This is a genomic window from Streptomyces antimicrobicus, assembly GCF_020532625.1.
In the GTDB taxonomy this organism is placed as follows: Bacteria; Actinomycetota; Actinomycetes; order Streptomycetales; family Streptomycetaceae; genus Streptomyces; species Streptomyces antimicrobicus.
Window position 1 is genome coordinate 30575 of sequence record NZ_JAJAUY010000021.1, and the last position, 17931, is coordinate 48505.

A 17931-nucleotide genomic window follows, 5' to 3' on the forward strand; every position below is an offset into this window, starting at 1 on the left:
CGTGCCTCACGCGACCGGGAGCCGGGACCGCGGCGCGGTCCTCGCCGCACCGGCGGCGCGCCGGTGGCCGCGGTCGTTGCGCCCGTGGGCAAGAAGGGGTGCGCTGCGCGGCAAACGGGGGTGCCGGGGGCGGCCTAGCGTGGCGGAGTCCGTTGAGAGACATTCCGAAACGAGGTACCAGCACATGCCGTTCATCACCGTGGGCCAGGAGAACACCACCGCCGTCGATCTCTACTACGAGGACCACGGCACCGGTCAGCCGGTCGTGCTCATCCACGGCTTCCCGCTCGACGGCCACTCCTGGGAGCGCCAGACCGCCGCGCTGCTGGACGCCGGGTACCGCGTGATCACGTACGACCGCCGCGGGTTCGGCCGGTCCTCGCAGCCGACGGCCGGCTACGACTACGACACCTTCGCCGCGGACCTGAACACCGTGATGGAGACGCTCGACCTGAACGACGCCGTCCTGGTCGGTTTCTCCATGGGCACCGGCGAGGTCGCCCGCTACGTGTCCGCCTACGGCTCGGCCCGCGTCGCCAAGGTCGCCTTCCTGGCCTCGCTGGAGCCCTGCCTGCTCAAGAGCGACGACAACCCGGACGGCGTGGCCCCCAAGGAGTTCTTCGACGGCGTCGTCGCCGCCGTCAAGGCCGACCGGTACGCCTACTACAGCGCCTTCTTCCACGACTTCTACAACCTCGACGAGAACCTGGGCACCCGGATCAGCGAGGAGGCGGTCCGCAACAGCTGGAACACCGCGGCCCGCGGCGGCTTCTTCGCCGCGTCCGCCGCGCCGTCGACCTGGTACACCGACTTCCGGGCCGACATTCCCGCCGTCGACGTGCCCGCCCTGATCCTCCACGGCACCGCCGACCGCATCCTGCCGGCCGAGGGCACCGCGCGCCCCTTCCACAAGGCGCTGCCCTCCGCCGACTACGTCGAGATCGAGGGCGCCCCGCACGGCCTGCTGTGGACCCACGCGGAAGAGGTCAACGAGGCTCTCCTGGCCTTCCTGCGGAAGTGACCCGCAGCGGCCCCTCGCCCCTCGAACGAGAGGCACGGGCCCGCCCACTCCCACTGCCCGTCCGGTCGTCCGGGCGGGCAGTGCCCGTTTCTGTCGCCCGGTTCCGGCCCCGGCGGCGCCGGGCGCTGAGAGGCAACACCTCCTGCGCTCAGAAGCATGAGGACCGCCCGAGGAACGCCTACCGTTCGGGGAACGGCACCGATGTACTAGTAAAGAGGCATATATGCAGTTCGGAGTCTTCTCCGTGGGGGACGTGACCCCCGACCCGACGACCGGGCGCACCCCTTCCGAGGGGGAGCGCATCAAGGCGATGATCGCGATCGCCGTGAAGGCGGAGGAGGTGGGTCTGGACGTGTTCGCGACCGGGGAGCACCACAATCCGCCGTTCGTGCCGTCCTCGCCCACCACGATGCTCGGCCACATCGCCGCACGGACCGAGAAGCTGATCCTGTCCACCGCCACGACGCTCATCACCACCAACGACCCGGTGAAGATCGCCGAGGACTACGCGATGCTCCAGCACGTGGCCGACGGCCGTGTGGACCTGATGATGGGGCGCGGTAACACCGGTCCCGTCTACCCGTGGTTCGGCCAGGACATCCGGCAGGGCATCGACCTCGCCAAGGAGAACTACGCGCTGCTGCGCCGGCTGTGGCGTGAGGACGTGGTGGACTGGGAGGGCAGGTTCCGCACCCCGCTGCAGGGATTCACGTCCACGCCGCGCCCGCTGGACGGCGTCCCGCCGTTCGTGTGGCACGGTTCCATCCGCTCCCCGGAGATCGCCGAGCAGGCCGCCTTCTACGGTGACGGGTTCTTCCACAACAACATCTTCTGGCCGGCCGACCACACCCGGCGGATGGTCCAGCTGTACCGGCGGCGGTACGCGGTCCACGGCCACGGCCGGCCGGAGGACGCCATCGTCGGACTCGGAGGCCAGGTGTTCATGAGGAAGAACTCCCAGGACGCCGTCCGCGAGTTCCGCCCGTACTTCGACAACGCCCCGGTGTACGGGCACGGTCCGTCGCTGGAGGAGTTCACCGAGCAGACCCCGCTGACGGTCGGTTCGCCCCAGCAGGTGATCGAGCGGACGCTGTCCTTCCGGGAGACGGTCGGCGACTACCAGCGGCAGCTGTTCCTGATGGACCACGCCGGCCTGCCGCTGAAGACCGTCCTGGAACAGCTCGACATCCTCGGCGAGGAAGTGGTGCCCGTGCTGCGCAAGGAGTTCGCCGTCGGCCGCCCGGCCGACGTGCCGGACGCCCCCACGCATGCGTCCCTGCGGGCCGCGAAGGGAGGAACCGGCGCATGAAACTGGTCGCCGTCTCCGCGGGGCTGAGCACCCCCTCCTCCACGCGCCTGCTCGCCGACCGCCTCGCCGAGGCCGCCCGCGAGGAGCTCGGGAACCGGGGCCGCGCGGTCGACGTACAGGTCGTCGAACTCCGGGAACTCGCCCTCGCCGTCGCCCACCACTTCGTGACCGGCTTTCCCGGTCCGCCCCTCGCCGCAGCCGTCGACGCGGTCACCCGGGCGGACGGCCTGATCGCCGTGACCCCCGTCTTCACCGCCTCCTACAGCGGGCTGTTCAAGTCCTTCTTCGACCTGATCGACCCCGACGCCCTGACGGGCAAGCCGGTCCTCCTCGCGGCGACCGGCGGGACGGCCCGCCATTCCCTGGTCCTGGACCACGCCCTGCGCCCGCTCTTCGCCTACCTGCGGGCGGCCGCGGTACCCACCGCGGTGTACGCGGCCTCCGAGGACTGGGGATCGGGCGGCGACGCGTACACCGAGGGCCTGCCCGGTCGGGTACGGAGGGCGGCCGCCGAGCTCGCCGCGCTGATGGCCGCCCGCCCGGCCGGGGAGGCGCCCGAGGACGAGGTCACCGCCCTCGAACGCCGGCTCTCCGACCTTCGGTTCGACTGACGTCCCGCAGACCGTCGGCCGTGGTGGTCGACGCGGTCGTGGACGGCCCGGCGGGCACCGGGGACAGCGGGTCGCGGGCGGTGTGCAGGGCGCGCCACTCACGAGGGGGGACACCGTAGGCGGCGCGGAAGATCCGGCTGAAATGGGCGGGGCTGCTGAATCCCCACCGATGGGCGACCGCCGACACACTGGCGGTCGCCCTGCCGCGGTGGGCCAGCTCCCGGCTGCATTCCTCCAGACGCCGTCGCTGGACGAGCCGGCAGACGGTGGTCCCCTCACCTTCGAACAGCTTGTGGAGGTAGCGCACCGACATGCCGTGTGCCCGAGCGATGCTCTCCGGCGACAGGTCCGGGTCGCCCAGGTTGCGGTCGATGTGCTCACGCACGCGCAGCAGCAGGGCACCGGAAGCGGTGTCCGGACGGGCGCCGTCCGGACGCGTCCGCTCGGCGATCAGCGTGCTGAGCAGATCGACGAAATCACCGGCCAGTCTGTGCGCGATGACGGGAGGCCGGGCGCCGGACAGGGAGGCCAACGCGGACAGGAAGAGACAGAGCATCCCCCCGACGCCACCGCTCGTGCGGATGGCGTCGCCGGCGATCCGACGCAGGTCGCTGTCGGACACGGGCAAGGTGTGGCGGGGGAGCTGGAAGACGTGCGTGGTGAAACGCCGGGGGTAGTCGATGGAGTACGGTCTGCCCGTCTCGTACACCACCAGGTCCCCCTCGCCCACCTCCGTGGTCCGGCCGCCCTGCGCGAAGGTGGCCGTGCCGGACATCTGGACTGCCACCGCCACCAGCGCTTCGCAGGACGGGGTGATGAGCGCCGGGGTACGGCTGACGGACTTCGCGTCGGCCTCCACGGTCGAGACCTGGAGGTACCCGAGGCGACGGGTGGTGATCCTGCCGTCGAAGGGGCCGGTCCCCCGCGGTGACACCGCCATCGGCACCAGCGTTCTGCTCACCACCTCGTTCCAGTACGTCACCTTCTGCTGCTCGGGGACGGAGTCGGTCGTCAGCATCACGTTCAAGGCGGCCTCCACTCAGGGACGGGTCTGTTCAGGGCTGAGGGCGGAGGGCGAGGCGGCGAAAAGGGGAGTGCCTCTGCGGACGGAAGGACCGGAGCCGGCCGTACCGTGCTGCCGCTCAGGCAGGCGGCCGTCGCCTCGGGACAGGCCGGTGCAAGGCCTGTGCACCGGCTCTGACCTGCGGGTTCTCGCTCTCTGAGAACAGCCAAACATCCCGTGGGCGGCGGTCCCAGGCACAACAGAGGCAGAAATTCCTGCCGGCCGGCCGGCATGCCGCGGCGGGCGGCGGGCGGACCCGGAGGTGCGGACGGCCCACTCCGGTCGCATAGGCTGATCAGTTGATCATGCAGTGCGTGAGTCTGTAGGAATATCCAAGGGGAGTGGTCGTGGTCGAGCGGACCGGGGGCCGGCATGGGAGCTGACCGGAGCACCGTGGACCGCTCCCTCGCCGCTACGGGGCTGATCGGGCGGCAGGCAGAGCTCACCCGCGTACTCGACACCGTCGACGAGGGATGGAACCGGCCGCGGACGCTGCTGCTCCTCGGTGAGGCGGGCGCGGGCAAGTCGAGGCTGCTGTCGATCGCCGCCGACCACGCGCGGGACCGCGGGGCGCTCGTCCTGGCGGCCCAGGGCGCCGAGGCCGAGTCCCGGCATTCCTTCGCGTCCTTGCACCTGCTCCTCCTCCCGGTCCTGTCCGACCTCGGCGGGCTGCCGGACCACCTGCGCAACGCCCTGGAGGCCGCGTTCGGGATGGCCCCCGCACAGGGCCCCGTCGATCCGATGCCGCTGCGCATGGCGGTCCTGACGCTGCTGACGGACATCGCCCGCGGGCAGCGCCTCCTGATCGCCGTGGACGACGTCCAGCACGTCGACCGGGACTCCCTCGACGTCCTGGACTTCGTGGTGCGCCGCATCACGGCCAGGGGCGTCCCGGTCCTGCTGGCGGCGCGCGGGCTGACGCCCCCGGACGGGGTCCCGGCAGACGCGCCCGCCCTGCCGCTCGATCCGCTGCCGCCGCAGGCCGCGGCCGAACTCCTCGACGCGCAACCGCATCCGCCGACCGGCCGGACCCGCATGGAGGTGCTGCGGCAGGCCGAAGGCAATCCCCTGGCCGTCATCGAGCTGTGCCGCGCGGCCCGAGCCGACGGTGCGGGGGTGCTGCACGGCGGGGGCCGGCCGCGGACGGAACGGCTGCAAGAGCTGTACGCCGCCCGGCTGCGGAGCCTGCCGGAGACCACCCGGCGCCTGGTTCTCCACGCCGCCGCGTCGGAGCACGAGGACATCGCCACGGTCATGGCCGCCGCCGGAACGGGAACGGATCTCGCCGCCTGGGCCCCCGCCGAAGAGGCCGGTCTCCTCACGCTCGTGGACGGCCGGGTGGCCTTCCGGCACCCGCTGGTCCGCGCGGCGGCCTACCACGGAGCCCCCGCCCATCTGCGCCAGCGCGCCCACCGCGACCTGGCCTGCGCCCTCACCACCGATCCCGCCCGCCGGGCCTGGCACCTGGCCGCCGCCTGCCTGGGCGAGGACGAGGCCGTCGCCGCGGCGCTGGAGGACACCGCAGAACTCGCCGAGCGGCGCGGCGGCTTCTTCGCGGCGGGGCAGGCCCTCCAGCGCTCGGCCGAGTGCAGCCCGCGGGCCCAGGACCGGGCGCGGCGGTACGCCAAGGCGCTGCGCGCCGCGAACAACGCAGGCGACCCCGGGTGGGTCCGCGAGCTGTACGACAAGGTCAGCGGCCTGACGGACGACCGCGACGTGCTCGGCATGGTGGCCCAGGGCGCCGGTATGGCCCTGTCCCTGCTCGGCCACCAACGGCAGGGCTTCCAGGTGCTGATGAGTGCCCTGGAACCGGAGCCGCCGAAGGACCCCATGACGGTCCTGGCGCTGACCGCCATGCTCCACGCAGTCGCCTTCCAGTCGGGCCTGCCCGAGGTCAGGCGCCCCCTCGCCGCCCTCGTCGAGGCGATCGGACCCGACGGCGGTGACACCACCTACACCGAACTGGCGATGACCAGCACGGCCGACCGGGTCCGGGCCGGAACCCTCGCCGGGGCCGATCCGACCCGCGCTCCCGAGCTGCTGCGGCAGCAGCTCGACCGGTGGCCGACCGCCTCCGGCCCCACCGCCCAGGTCGGGGACATGATCCTGGTGCTCGCCCTCGGCGGACTGGCCTGGTACGCGGACGAGTCGGACCTGTGCGTGGAGTCCTACCAGCGCGCGTACGCGGTGCTCACCGCGTACGGCTCCGTGGGACCCACCAGGGTCTCACGCGCGGCGCTGGCCTCGGCGCTGATGGACACCGGGCGGTGGACGCAGGCCGAGGAGCAGCTGGAGGAGGCCGCCACCTTGGCGGCCGTCCACAAGCTGCGGCACCTGGAGATCGACATCGCGGCGCTCCGGGTGACTCTGGACGCGCTGCGCGGCCTTCCTGCCGAGGTCCCGGCCGACCCCGCCTGGACCGCCGTCCCCCTGGCGGAGAACCGGGCCACTCACGCCCGCCTGCTGCGGGCCGCCGGCGCCGCCGCCGCCGCGCAGGGCGACTTCGAGGCGTCGTTCCGGCACATGCGGTCCCTGTTCACCGAGGACGGCACACCCCTGCACCACTTCCTCTCCCCGCGGTCCGTCGCCGACCTGGCCGCGGCCGCCCAGCGGACGGGGCGCCAGCAGGAGGCGGCGCGGATCGTCGAGGCGGTGCGCACCGCGGTGGGACCGCGGCCGACGGCGCGCATGAGGCTGCTGCTGCACCACGCGGACGCGCTGGTCGGCGACCCCCTGGAGGCCGAGCACCACTTCCGGCTCGCCACCGTCGATCCGGCGGGCGAGCAGTGGCCCCTGGCCCGGGCGCAGGCCAGGCTCCACTACGCCCAGTGGCTGCGCAGGAAGCGGCGCCCCCTGGACGCCCGTCCCCTGCTGGCCATGGCGCTGGAAACGTTCACCCGGCTCGGCGCCGCGCGGCTCGCGCAGGAGGCACGCGTGGAGCTGCGGGCCAGCGGTGCGCCCACCGGGCCCGCGCAGGCCGGACCGCTGGCGGAGCTGACCGCCCAGCAGCGCCAGATCGTGCGACTGGCCGCCCAGGGGCTGCGCAACAAGGAGATCGCCGAGCAGCTGATGATCTCTCCCCGCACCGTCAGTTCCCACCTGTACCAGGTGTATCCGAAACTGGGCGTCAGCAACCGCAACCAGCTCAGTGGTCTCTTCCAGGACCTGTGAGGCCGCCGTGGTGAGGGATAGTGAGGGGGACGCGTGACCTTCGATCCCGCCCTGGACTCCGCCGGACGCGACCGGCCCGCCGTCGTCCTCGACCCTGTCGTGCAGCGGCTCGTCGACGCCTCGGCCGGCCCGCCGTACCTGCACCAGCTCGGTCCCGAGGACGGCCGGCAGGCCCTGCTGGAGATGCAGGGGCACCGGTGGGACGACTTCGACGTGCCGGCCGAGTTCCACGTGGCGCCCGTGGGCCCCTCCGGGACCGTCGGCTTCTGGCTCTTCCGGCCGAAGGGTCCCGCCGGCCCGCTCCCCGCGGTCCTCTACCTGCACGGTGGCCGCTGGATGCTCGGTGACGGCCGGACCCATGCCCGGCTGATCGGTGAGCTGGCGGCCGTCAGCGGCGCGGTCTTCGTCGTACCGGAGTACACCCGTACTCCGGAGGCCCGCTACCCGGTCGCGCTGGAAGAGTCGTACGCGGTCCTGACCTGGGTGACCGAGCACGCGGCCGACCTGGCCGTGGACGACCGGCGGCTGGCGGTGGCCGGCGACTCCGCCGGAGCGACCATGGCCACGGCCCTCGCCATGATGGTCAAGCGGCGTGGCGGCCCGCGTCTGCACGCGCAGCTGCTCTACTACCCGATGACCGACCCGGACTGCGACACCCCGTCAGGGGAGCAGTTCGAGTTCGGCTACCTCACCCCGCGCGCGGTGGTCGAGTGGTACTGGCGGCAGTACGCCGACGAGGCCGACCTCGCCGAGGCCACGGCCGCGCCGCTGCGCGCCACCACCGCCGAGCTCGCCGGTCTGCCCCCGGCCATGGTGGTGTCGGCGGAGGCGGACGTCGTGCGGGACGAGGGCGAGCAGTACGCCGCCGCGCTGCGGCTGGCGGGAGTGCCGGTGGTCGCTGTGCGCCATCTGGGCACGGTCCACGACTTCGTCTCTTTGGACTCCCTGCGCGACAGCCCGCCCACCCGGGCCGCTGTCCGGCAGGGCGGTCGATTCCTCGGGGACGCCCTGGCCGGCTGACACGGCCGTGCCCGCCGGCCGGCCGGCCCGGCAGCGACCCACCGTCAGATGACTGATGCCTGTTCGAACACGCTCCTGCGAGAGTGCAGCGGCGGGGCCGCCCACGGCCGCACACCGTGCTTCCCGCCTCCACCGCCCTCTTTCCTCACAGGGAGAAGCTTCGATGAGCGTGCCTTCGGGACAGATCCGGGTCGTCTCCGAGCTGCCGGTCGCGGGGGACGACGGGTTCCTCCACCTGGGGAGGGTGCTCGGCGACTCGACCGCGACCACCCCGGACGGGGAGGAGGTCCGACTCGGGCCGGGTGACCTCGTCTTCTGCGATCCGGATCGGCCGCGCTCCCTGCGGTTCGCCGAGGAGTGCACGATGACGGTCCTCCGCCTGCCCCGCCGCCATCTGGCGCTGTCGCAGGAGGACCTGGACCGCGTCACGGGTATGACGGTACGGGGCGGCGAGGGCGTGGGAGCGCTGGTGTCGGACCTGTTGATCGTCCTGGCCACCGAGGCGGAGGCCCACGGCACCAGAATGATCGGGCAGTTGACGCGCAGCGCTGCGGACCTGCTCGTCGTGCTCGTCATGGAGATGCTCCAGGACGAGGCGGAGCAGGACGTCCCGACCGCGCAGTCCCCGGGCAGCGAGTTGCTCGACCGGATCAAGGCCTACATCGACCGGCACCTGACGGACCCGGAGCTGTCACCGCAGTCCGTGGCGCGGGCCCACCGCATCTCCGTGCGCTACCTGCACAAGCTGTTCCAACAGGAGGGCACCACACCGGGCCAGTGGGTGAAACGGCGCAGGCTCGACCGCTGCAAGCAGGAGCTGACCCGGACCCCGAACCGGAGGACGACGGTGGCGGCGGTGGCACACCGCTGGGGTTTCAGCAGCCCGGCGCACTTCAGCCGGACCTTCAAGGACGCCTACGGCATGTCTCCCAGCCAGTGGCAAGCGCTGGCCTCCCCGTAGGGGATCGCCCCGCTCGCGCGCCGAAGGGGCGGCGCCGACCTGCGGCGCCGCCCCTTCCGCAGCGGACTCGTCAGCCGGCGGATCGCGGCTGGGACGTTGCTCCTCCCGCCGAGGTCGTCCGGTGCAGCACCAGCCGGGTCAGCAGGCCGCTCGCCGGTCCCAGGACGAGCGCGGTCACGGACAGCCACACCGGCCAGGGGACGACGGCCAGCGCGTGGTCCGCTGACCACCGGCCCGGCCCGGTGAGGGCCAGAGCGGCGGAGGCGGTGACGAGGACCAGGGGGTACTCGTAGCCGTCGTTCTGGACCCAGAGCCCCTTGGGCCACTTCACCGTGCCGGCGACCGTCATGACCCCCATGGCGGCCATCGCCGCCACAGGCGTGAGCAGTCCGGCCGCCAGGAACAGGCCGGAACCGATCTGGCTGACTCCGGCGGTGAGCGCCGTCAGCCGGCCACCGCGGAATCCGTCCCCTCGGAATTCCTCGGTCCCCCCTGCCAGCCCCTTTCCTCCGAGGTGGAAGCTCACCTTCTGCACACCGTGCCCGGCGATGAGGAGTCCGACCACGAGCCGCAGGATCAAAAGTCCGGCGTCCATCATGTCCCTGCCTGTTCCCGACGTGTCCGTGGTGAGGGTCAGCCCGCGGCGTGGGCGCCGATGACGGCCTGCGCGTAGACCATGCCGAGGCCGTAGGCGCCGCCGTGCGCCTTGACCACGTCGCCGACCGCGGCGTACGTCTCGGTACGGGCCCAGTCGCGCTGGAGCTCCAGAAGCACCTGCACCCAGGTGACCGGGACCGCGCCGGCCTGGATCATGCGCTGCACGGCGTGCTCGTGCGCCTGCGGGCTGACGCCGCCGCAGGCGTCGGTGACGACGTAGACCTCGTAGCCCTGGGCGAGGGCGGAGAGGGCGGGCAGGACCACGCAGACCTCGGTCCACAGACCGGCGATGACGAGCTTCTCCCGGCCGGTGGCCTTGACCGCCTCGACGAAGTCCGCGTCCTCCCAGGCGTTCATGGTGCTGCGGTCGACGATCTTCTGGTCGGGGAAGACCTCGGCCAGCTGCGGCATGAGCGGACCGGAGAACGACTCGGCGGCCACGGTGCTCAGCACGACCGGCACGTCGAACGCCTTCGCGGCCTTCGCCAGGCCCACGGTGGAGTTGATGATGGCGGTGCGGTCACCGCTGCCGGTGCCGAAGAACATCTGCGGCTGGTGGTCGACGAAGAGCACCGCGCAGTTGTCCGGCGTGAGCAGGTCGGGGCCGGGGGCTGCGGTGACCTGGGCGATGTTGACCATGAGGAGGTGCCTTTCTCGAAAGGGCGACGACGCGGACCGCTGTCCGGCCGTGCTGGACCGTCCACTCGGACGGAGACTCGGGGATCGTGAAGGAGTGGCCGAAGGCCGAGGTTCTTGGAGGCTCAGAGGTCGAAGCAGGGGTCGAAGGGGGTGTTCACCGCAGCCGGGATCAGACCGCGGGCCGTGCGCCACCGGCGGTGCTGCTCCGACTCGGCGACGGCTTCGCCGAGCAGTTCCGCCTGACGGGCACCGGTGAGGGCCGTACGGCGGGAGGCCTGGTAGCCGCCGAAGCGCGCGACCGGGCTCCAGGACGGGACCGGCGGGAGTTCCTCGTCGAGCCCCTCGTACTCGGCGGCGGCGTAGACGACGCGGCCGCCCGTCACGGTCAGCAGCGATTCGATGCCGGCGATCTCCGACTCGGCCACGGTGAAGTAGTCGTCGGACAGCACCGCGAGGTCTGCGTAGCAGCCGGGCCTGAGGACGCCCTTGACCTCGTCCTCGCCGGTCAGCTTCGCGCCGGCGAGGGTGAACATCGCCAACGCCGTCTGCCGGTCGACGCGGTTGGCGGCCGGTCGCAGCGTCAGATCGCCGACGGAACGGCCACTGACGAGCCAGTGCAGGGCGACCCACGGGTTGTAGGTGGAGACCCGGGTGGCGTCGGTACCGGCGCCGACGGTCAGGCCGCGGTCCAGCATCGCCCGGATCGGTGGGGCGTCGGCGGCGGCCCCCGGCCCGTAGCGCCGCAGGAACGCCTCGCCCTGGAAGGACAGGCGGTTCTGCACGGACATCGCGCCGCCGAGGTCGGCGATGCGGTCGAGGCTGTGCGCGGAGACGGTCTCGGCGTGGTCGAACAGCCACCGGTTCCCGGCCGGGAAGAGCCCTTCCGCGGCGAGCTTCTCGAACACGCCGAGATCGCGGCGGATGGTCTCGTCATAGGTGGCGTGCAGCCGGAATCCCCATCCGTTCTCCATGAGGAGGCGGACCGCCTTCTCGAATTCCACCTCGTAGCCGGCGGAGAGTTCCGGTCGCGGCTGGGTGAAGTTCTCGAAGTCCGCGGCTGCCCAGGTGAGGTTCTCACCGGCACCGTTCAGGCGCAGCCACGCGTCGCCGTCCTCGGGACGGACCGTCCCGATCCAGCGAGCGAGATCGTCGATCTCCTGGCCCGGGGTCTGCGGAAAGAGATGGTAGGAGATGCGCAGCGACAACCGGCCTTCCTCGGCCAGCTCGACGACGGTCGCGTAGTTGTCGGGGAAGTTCTGGAAACCCCCCGCGGCGTCGATCGCCGACGTCAGCCCGAACCTGTTCAGCTCGCGCAGGAAATGGCGGGTGGAGGTCTTCCTGTCCTCGCCCTCCAGCACCGGAGCCTTGGCGAGGGTGGAGTAGAGGATCAGGGCGCTCGGCGACGCCAGCAGCATGCCGGTCGGTTCGCCGTCGCGGCCCCGCACGACCTGGCCGCCCTGCGGATCGGGGGTGTCCTTGGTGAAGCCGGCGGCCTTGAGCGCCGCCCGGTTCAGGACGGCGGACTGGTACAGGTGCAGGACGAACACGGGAGTGTCGGGGGCGGCCGCGTTCAACTCGGCGACGGTCGGCAGCCGTCGTTCGGCGAACTGCTCCGCCGACCATCCGCCGACGACACGGACCCACTGGCCCTTGGGAGTACGGGCCGCCTGCTCACGGAGCATCGCCAGTGCCTGGCGCAGACTGCGTACGCCGTCCCAGCGCAATTCGAGTACGTAGTTGAGGCCTCCGCGGATCACGTGGAGATGGGAGTCGTTGAGGCCGGGGATCACCCGTCGTCCCAGCGCGTCGACCACCTGGGTGTCCGGCCCGATGTGACCGGCCACGTCCCTGTCGTCGCCGACGACCGTGATGACGCCTTCGCGGACGGCCAGTGCCTCGGCCTGCGGCCGCGACGGGTCTCCGGTGTGGATCTTGGCGTTGCGGACGACCAGGTCGGCGGCATCGCCGACCGGCTGGGCAACCAGCCCGCCGACGGGCATCGTTGACATGGTGGGGGACTCCCTCTCCCGCTGGAAAAGTGACGTGGTCCCGCATCGCGGACCGGGAAGCACGGGCCCGGGAAACACGGGCCTGAGACGCGGACGCGAAGACCCCGGACCTGAGGACGCGGACCTGAGGACGCGGACCTGAAGACGCGGACGTCGGTCACCGTGGAACCCGGTGAATGCGCCGCACCGCCAAAGTAGGCACCCTCCCGCCAGCGCAATTACCCGCGAGCGCACAGGACTTTGCCTGACCGCGCACCGTGCTGTCCGGACCCGCCCCGGACGACGGCAGGGGCAGGTGGTGGCGAGTGCGCAGCAGGGAAAGGACGAGTGCACTGTCGGAGAAACCGCCCCGGACGGCGCCGTTAGCCTCGCGGGACGTCACGTCGGCGCCGCCGGCAGTGCCGCCCGGCCCGCCGTGCCGCAAGCGCCGGCACGCTCCCGTACGTCCTGGAGGTCGCTGTGCCCGATGCCGCCGCCGAGCCGGTTCGGCCTGTGCTGGAACCCGCGGCAGCCGCCTTCGCCGAGGCCACCGCCGACCCGCCCTACCTGTTCGACCTGCCCCCGGCGCAGGGCCGGAAGGTCATGGACCAGCTCCAGTCCGGCGAGATCGACAAGCCGCCGACGGACGAGGAGTGGGTCGTCGTCCCGGGCGGCCCGACGGGCACTGTCCGGGTGCGGATCGTCACACCGGCCGGCAGCGAGGGCCCGCTCCCGGTCGTCCTCTACATCCACGGCGCGGGCTGGGTGTTCGGCAACGCGCACACGCACGACCGCCTGGTCCGCGAGCTCGCCGTGGGTGCCGGTGCCGCGGTGGTCTTCCCGGAGTACGACCTCGCGCCGGAGGCCCGTTATCCGGTCGCCGTCGAGCAGAACTTCGCCGTGGCCCGCTGGGTCGTCGAACAGGGCACGACGAACGGGCTGGACGGTGGCCGCGTCGCGGTCGCGGGTGACTCGGCGGGCGGGAACATGGCGGCCGCGCTGACCTTGATGGCCAAGGAGCGCGGTGGTGTCCCGCTGGTGCAGCAGGTGCTGTTCTACCCCGTCACCGACGCCGCCTTCGACACCGGCTCGTACCACCGGTTCGCCACGGGGTACTTCCTGCGCCGCGACGGCATGCAGTGGTTCTGGGACCAGTACACGACGGACGAGGCGGAACGCGCAGAGATCACCGCCTCCCCCCTGCGGGCGACCACCGAGCAACTCACCGGCCTTCCTCCCGCCTTGGTGATCACTGCGGAAGCCGACGTGCTGCGCGACGAGGGCGAAGCGTACGCGGGCAAGCTCCGAGCGGCAGGCGTTCCCGTCGTCGCCGTCCGCTTCCAGGGCGTCATCCACGACTTCGTCATGCTGGACGCCCTGCGCGGGACCCGTGCGGCCGCCGCCGCCGTCGCGCTGGCCGCCGACACCCTGCACGTCGCCCTGCACGGCGTCCGGGGCCGAGGCACCGCTGCGCGGACGAACCCGGGTCCGTCCGCGCAGCTCCGTACGCGCCCCGGCGACGCGTGAGGGCGCCGCCCGCGCATCCCGGGCGAGCCGTGCGCTGCTGGACACCGTCACGTGCGCTGACGGGCAAAACCCGCCCTTGCCCGGCCCGTAGCGTCGCCTGCGCACACACCCCCCGAACCGCAGGAGGCGGACCATGACCATCGAAGCGCAGCGTGCGAGCAGCTGGCCACGGCTGCATCAGAAGGGCTCCGTCATCCAGGAGTTCGGCACCGTCCGGCAGATGCCGCTCGGTCTCTCCTACGAGGCCCGCATGTACTCCTGCCAGAGACTCAACCGGGTCCTGGCCGACACGCACATCCTCTACGGCCTCTACAAGAAGCACCACTGGCTGATGCGCGGCGCGACCTTCCACCCCCTGCACCTGCTGCTCGACAAGCAGGCCGGGGAGCAGCTCGACCTGGTCGACACCCTCGCCGAACGCGTCCAGACCCTGGGCGGCGTGGCGGTCGCGGACCCGCGGCACGTCGCCGAGATCACCTCGATCCCCAGGCCCCCCGACGGCGTCGAAGAAGTGCCGGTCATGCTGGCGCGGCTGCTGAAGGCCCACGAGGCGATCCTCGTCGACGCCCGTGACGCGGCCGGGCGGGTGGCCGAACTGGGCGACGACGGCACCAACGACCTGCTCGTCTCGCAGGTGGTCCGCACCGGTGAACAGCAGGCGTGGTTCCTGGCCGAGCACCTGGTGGACACGCCCCTGGTGCGCGCCTGACCGAGCCGGCCCGAGCCGGCCCGAGCCGGCCCGAGCCTCCGCGCCCCGCCGCGACACGACCCACAGGAGAACCCCATGAACCACGCCTCCGATCCGCCACCGGGGCGGACCCCGCAGGCCGCCCGGCACTTCGAGCCGGACCTGCGTCGGATGACCCGCATCACCCTGCGCCCCATCGCCTCCCCGATGCCGGTCGGCTTCTTCGCCGTGGCGATCGCCTCGGTCATCGTCGCAAGCCTGCAACTGGGCCTGCTCGGCGACGATGCCCACCTGGCCGTCGCACTGACCATCCTCCCGGCCTTCGTCCTGCAACTGATCGTCAGCGTGCTGGCGTTCGGGGCGAGGGACGTGCTCGCCGCGACCCTGATGGCCTGCTTCTCCGGGACATGGCTCGCGAGTTCCCTGGTCCTGGCGTTCGATCCGCCCGCGGGCGCCCGGGTGCTCGGCGTACTCAGCCTCGTGTTCGCGCTGTTCGCCCTCATGATGGCTTCCGTCGCCCACCGCAAGCGCTCCATGTGGCTGGTGCTCTGCGTCGCGGTACCGAGGTTCACCGTGGCGGCGCTGTTCAACTTCACCGGCGCCACCTGGATCGGTCACCTCTCCGGAGCACTCGGCATGCTCCTGGCGGTTGCCGCGCTGTACGCGGCGTTCGCCCTGATGCTGGAGGACATGAGGGGCGAGGAGGTCCTGCCCGTAGGACGGCGCGGCCCCGCCCACGAAGCCGTGGAAGGCAACCTGGCGGTGCAACTGCGCAACCTGGAGCGGCAGGCAGGTGTCCGGCGGACCCTGTGACCGTGATCCGGTGAACGCCACCGCGCCGGAGCCGCCGGCCGCCCGCCCCAGATAGTTGCCCGATAAAATGTTTCGACATGCTCGGGCAGCCCGGCTTGAGCGGGGAGCCTGGAGGGCCTGGTGGCGGGGGAGAGCGCGGCGTTCGGAGCGCTGCTGCGGGAGTTGCGGCTGGAGGCGTCGCTGACGATCGAGGCCCTGGCAGCGGCTTCGGGTGTGAGCGTGCGGGGCATCGGCGATCTGGAGCGGGGCCGGCGTGCGGCGCCGCAGCGGGGGACGGTCGCCGCGCTCGCCGCGGGGCTGGGACTGGGTGAGGCGGAGCGGGAACGGCTGCTGGCCGCCGCCCGGGCCGGTCGCGACCGGGGCTACAGTCCCCCCGGCGTACGCGCCTTCCCCCGCGGCATCGACGACTTCGTGGGCCGCGAGCAGGAGCTCGGCCGGCTGGCGGAGCTCGCCGTCCGGGCCGCCGGCCGACCTCGGGCGTGCGACCGGGCGGAGCATCCCGTCACGGCGGCGGAGCGTCCGGTGGTGGCGACGGTGAGCGGGCCGCCGGGGGCGGGCAAGACCACGCTGGCGCTGCATGCCGCCCGGGAACTGGCCGACCGGTTCCCGGACGGGCAGTTGATGGTGGACCTGCGGGGCATGGACGAGGCGCCGCCCGAGCCGTCCGAGTTGATGCTGCGGGTGCTCAAGGCCCTCGGCGTGGCGGACCGGGACCTGGCGAAGGCCGGTCCGCAGGGTCGCCCCGGGCTGTACCGGCAGATGCTGGCCGACCGGCGGTGCCTGCTGGTGCTGGACAACGCCCGTGACGAGGCCCAGGTCCGCCCGCTGCTGCCCGGCGCCGGTGCCGCAATGGTGGTGGTGACCAGCCGGAGGATGCTCACCGGCCTGGAGAGCGTGCACCGCCTGCCGCTGGGTGAACTGACCCCGGAGGAGGCCGCTGCCTTCCTGACCGCCCTGGTGGGCACGGAACGAGCCGGAGCCGACCCGACCGCGCTGGCCGAGGTGGCCGACCACTGCGGGAACCTGCCCCTGGCCCTGCGGGTGGCGGGCAACTGGCTGGCCACCCGCACCGGTTGGTCGGTGCGCCGGCTGGCCGACCGCCTCGCGCTGGAGGAGCGCCGCCTGGACACCCTGACCGCGGGCGACCTCCATCTGCCGGCGGCCTTCCACCTGTCCTACCGCCAGCTCACCCCGGCCGCAGCCCGCATGTTCCGGCTGCTGTCCCTCGTCGACGGACCCGATGCCGGCGCCGCCGGCGCCGCCCAGCTGACGGGGCAGTCCCTGTTCGACGCCGAGGACACCCTTGAGGAACTGGTCGAGACCGGCCTCCTGGGCGCCGACCGGGACCGCTACCGCTTCCACGACCTGCTGCGCCTGTACGCCCGCGGCCGGCTCCGGGCCGAGGAGCCGGCCGGAGCGGTCGAGGCGGCCCGGTCGGCGCTGCACCGCTGGCTGCTGGAGACCACCGTCATGGCCGGCCGTTGGTACGAACCCGACCACGGCGCCCCGCCGGCCACCTGGCGGAGCGACGTCGACCTCTCCACCGCTGACCGCGCCCGTCAGTGGCTCCAGGCCGAGGGCGCCAACTGGCTGGCCGCCCTGCGCGCGGCCGCCGCTGCGGGTGACCACGCCACCGTGGTGGAGGTGGCCGAAGCCCTGCACTGGTTCTCCGACCAGTGGATCTTCTGGGGCCACTGGCCCGAGGTCTTCGCCACCGCCGCCCGCTCCGCCCAGGCGCTCGGCGATCCCCTCCTGGAAGCCACCCAGGTCAACTACCACGCCTGGGCGCTGCTGGTGTGCGAGAGCCGCCACCGCGACAGCCTCGACCGCTCCGCCCAGGCCCTGGCCGCGGCCCGGCGGGCCGGGGACCTCTCCCAGCAGGGGTGGTCCCACAAGTACGCCGCCTGGGCCTGGCGGCTGCTCGGCGACCACGCCGAGGCGGCGCGCCACAACAGCGAGGCGGCCGCGCTCTTCGAGACCGCCGGCGACCTCCACGGCGCCCTCCAGTCCAAGGTCGAGCACGACCAGCTCCTCGTGGACGCCGGACGCCACGGGGAAGCCGTCACGGCCGTCCCGAGCACCCTGTCCTTCCTCGACCAGGTCGCTGACCGCATCGAGCCGCACGTCGCCGATTTCACCCGCACGAACCTGCAGGTGGTCCTCGGCGGCGCACACGCCCACCTCGGGAACTGGGCCGCGGCCGTCGAGCACCTGCGCATCGCCGTGGATCTGTGCCGCGCCAGCGGCAACACGGCCATGGAGAGCCGGGCCCTGATCCACCTCGGCAACAGCCTGCTGGCCGCCGGCCGCGCTGCCGAGGCCCGGGACGCCTTCTCCCGGTGCCGCGGTCTGGGCGCGACAGCCGACCCCAACAGCCTCACCGAGGCCCGGGAACGCCTGAGCGAACTGGCCGACCGGTGAGTCAGGGCCTCGCCCGCCACACCCGGGCGGAGCCGGGCGGTC

The 17931-nt window shown here is 72.6% G+C and carries 14 protein-coding genes; 10 read left to right on the plus strand and 4 right to left on the minus strand.

The window, feature by feature from the left end; all coding sequences use genetic code 11:
- The first annotated feature begins 184 nt into the window (after positions 1 to 184).
- The 3 genes from LG632_RS08345 to LG632_RS08355 all read left to right on the plus strand — a co-directional run bounded on the left by LG632_RS08345 (position 185) and on the right by LG632_RS08355 (position 2941).
- Positions 185 to 1021 carry an alpha/beta fold hydrolase gene (locus LG632_RS08345; RefSeq protein WP_226726211.1) on the plus strand — a complete coding sequence of 279 codons (837 nt, stop codon included), beginning with the start codon at positions 185 to 187 and terminating at the stop codon, positions 1019 to 1021.
- Between the two features lie 223 nt (positions 1022 to 1244).
- On the plus strand, positions 1245 to 2330 hold the full coding sequence (locus LG632_RS08350; protein ID WP_226726212.1) for an LLM class flavin-dependent oxidoreductase: 1086 nt from the start codon (positions 1245 to 1247) through the stop codon (positions 2328 to 2330).
- Positions 2327 to 2941, plus strand: coding sequence for an FMN reductase (locus tag LG632_RS08355; protein ID WP_226726213.1), 615 nt, complete (start codon positions 2327 to 2329; stop codon positions 2939 to 2941). Before LG632_RS08350 ends, LG632_RS08355 begins: the two co-directional genes overlap by 4 nt.
- Here the strand turns inward: LG632_RS08355 and LG632_RS08360 are convergent.
- Positions 2898 to 3968, minus strand: a complete 1071-nt coding sequence (locus LG632_RS08360) for an AraC-like ligand-binding domain-containing protein (protein ID WP_445271385.1) — start codon at positions 3966 to 3968, stop codon at positions 2898 to 2900. The genes LG632_RS08355 and LG632_RS08360 overlap by 44 nt on opposite strands.
- Positions 3969 to 4376: 408 nt before the next feature.
- Here LG632_RS08360 and LG632_RS08365 point away from each other — a divergent pair, with 408 nt between their 5' ends.
- The 3 genes from LG632_RS08365 to LG632_RS08375 all read left to right on the plus strand — a co-directional run bounded on the left by LG632_RS08365 (position 4377) and on the right by LG632_RS08375 (position 9156).
- On the plus strand, positions 4377 to 7175 hold the full coding sequence (locus LG632_RS08365; RefSeq protein WP_226726214.1) for a helix-turn-helix transcriptional regulator: 2799 nt from the start codon (positions 4377 to 4379) through the stop codon (positions 7173 to 7175).
- A gap of 33 nt (positions 7176 to 7208) precedes the next feature.
- A complete protein-coding gene (locus LG632_RS08370) occupies positions 7209 to 8195 on the plus strand; it encodes an alpha/beta hydrolase (RefSeq protein ID WP_226726215.1) in 987 nt (328 codons plus the stop codon).
- Positions 8196 to 8358: 163 nt separating this feature from the next.
- On the plus strand, positions 8359 to 9156 hold the full coding sequence (locus LG632_RS08375) for a helix-turn-helix domain-containing protein (RefSeq protein WP_226726216.1): 798 nt from the start codon (positions 8359 to 8361) through the stop codon (positions 9154 to 9156).
- Between the two features lie 70 nt (positions 9157 to 9226).
- Here the strand turns inward: LG632_RS08375 and LG632_RS08380 are convergent, their stop codons facing one another.
- From LG632_RS08380 to LG632_RS08390, 3 genes are all read right to left on the minus strand, one after another.
- The gene (locus tag LG632_RS08380; protein WP_226726240.1) at positions 9227 to 9751 is read right to left on the minus strand and encodes a DoxX family protein; all 525 of its coding nucleotides are present in this window, start codon (positions 9749 to 9751) and stop codon (positions 9227 to 9229) included.
- A gap of 38 nt (positions 9752 to 9789) precedes the next feature.
- Positions 9790 to 10452 carry a hydrolase gene (locus LG632_RS08385; RefSeq protein WP_226726217.1) on the minus strand — a complete coding sequence of 221 codons (663 nt, stop codon included), beginning with the start codon at positions 10450 to 10452 and terminating at the stop codon, positions 9790 to 9792.
- 122 nt (positions 10453 to 10574) lie between these two features.
- Positions 10575 to 12461, minus strand: a complete 1887-nt coding sequence (locus tag LG632_RS08390) for an amidohydrolase (RefSeq protein WP_226726218.1) — start codon at positions 12459 to 12461, stop codon at positions 10575 to 10577.
- A 492-nt stretch (positions 12462 to 12953) separates the two neighbouring features.
- Between LG632_RS08390 and LG632_RS08395 the strand changes: the two genes are divergently transcribed.
- The 4 genes from LG632_RS08395 (at position 12954) to LG632_RS08410 (ending at position 17889) form a co-directional block, all read left to right on the plus strand.
- The gene (locus LG632_RS08395; protein WP_374203430.1) at positions 12954 to 13967 is read left to right on the plus strand and encodes an alpha/beta hydrolase; all 1014 of its coding nucleotides are present in this window, start codon (positions 12954 to 12956) and stop codon (positions 13965 to 13967) included.
- A 133-nt stretch (positions 13968 to 14100) separates the two neighbouring features.
- Complete coding sequence (locus LG632_RS08400) at positions 14101 to 14676, plus strand: Dps family protein (protein ID WP_226726220.1); 576 nt, start codon at positions 14101 to 14103, stop codon at positions 14674 to 14676.
- A 75-nt stretch (positions 14677 to 14751) separates the two neighbouring features.
- The gene (locus LG632_RS08405; protein WP_226726221.1) at positions 14752 to 15468 is read left to right on the plus strand and encodes a GPR1/FUN34/YaaH family transporter; all 717 of its coding nucleotides are present in this window, start codon (positions 14752 to 14754) and stop codon (positions 15466 to 15468) included.
- Positions 15469 to 15588: 120 nt separating this feature from the next.
- A complete protein-coding gene (locus tag LG632_RS08410) occupies positions 15589 to 17889 on the plus strand; it encodes an ATP-binding protein (RefSeq protein WP_226726222.1) in 2301 nt (766 codons plus the stop codon).
- The last annotated feature ends 42 nt before the right edge of the window (positions 17890 to 17931 follow it).

Coding starts and splice junctions, on each gene's coding strand:
- LG632_RS08385 (WP_226726217.1), bottom strand. CDS start 10,452: ATGGTCAACATCGCCCAGGTCACCGCAGCCCCCGGCCCCGACCTGCTC.
- LG632_RS08345 (WP_226726211.1), top strand. CDS start 185: ATGCCGTTCATCACCGTGGGCCAGGAGAACACCACCGCCGTCGATCTC.
- LG632_RS08375 (WP_226726216.1), top strand. CDS start 8,359: ATGAGCGTGCCTTCGGGACAGATCCGGGTCGTCTCCGAGCTGCCGGTC.
- LG632_RS08365 (WP_226726214.1), top strand. CDS start 4,377: ATGGGAGCTGACCGGAGCACCGTGGACCGCTCCCTCGCCGCTACGGGG.
- LG632_RS08405 (WP_226726221.1), top strand. CDS start 14,752: ATGAACCACGCCTCCGATCCGCCACCGGGGCGGACCCCGCAGGCCGCC.
- LG632_RS08400 (WP_226726220.1), top strand. CDS start 14,101: ATGACCATCGAAGCGCAGCGTGCGAGCAGCTGGCCACGGCTGCATCAG.
- LG632_RS08380 (WP_226726240.1), bottom strand. CDS start 9,751: ATGGACGCCGGACTTTTGATCCTGCGGCTCGTGGTCGGACTCCTCATC.
- LG632_RS08390 (WP_226726218.1), bottom strand. CDS start 12,461: ATGTCAACGATGCCCGTCGGCGGGCTGGTTGCCCAGCCGGTCGGCGAT.
- LG632_RS08350 (WP_226726212.1), top strand. CDS start 1,245: ATGCAGTTCGGAGTCTTCTCCGTGGGGGACGTGACCCCCGACCCGACG.
- LG632_RS08355 (WP_226726213.1), top strand. CDS start 2,327: ATGAAACTGGTCGCCGTCTCCGCGGGGCTGAGCACCCCCTCCTCCACG.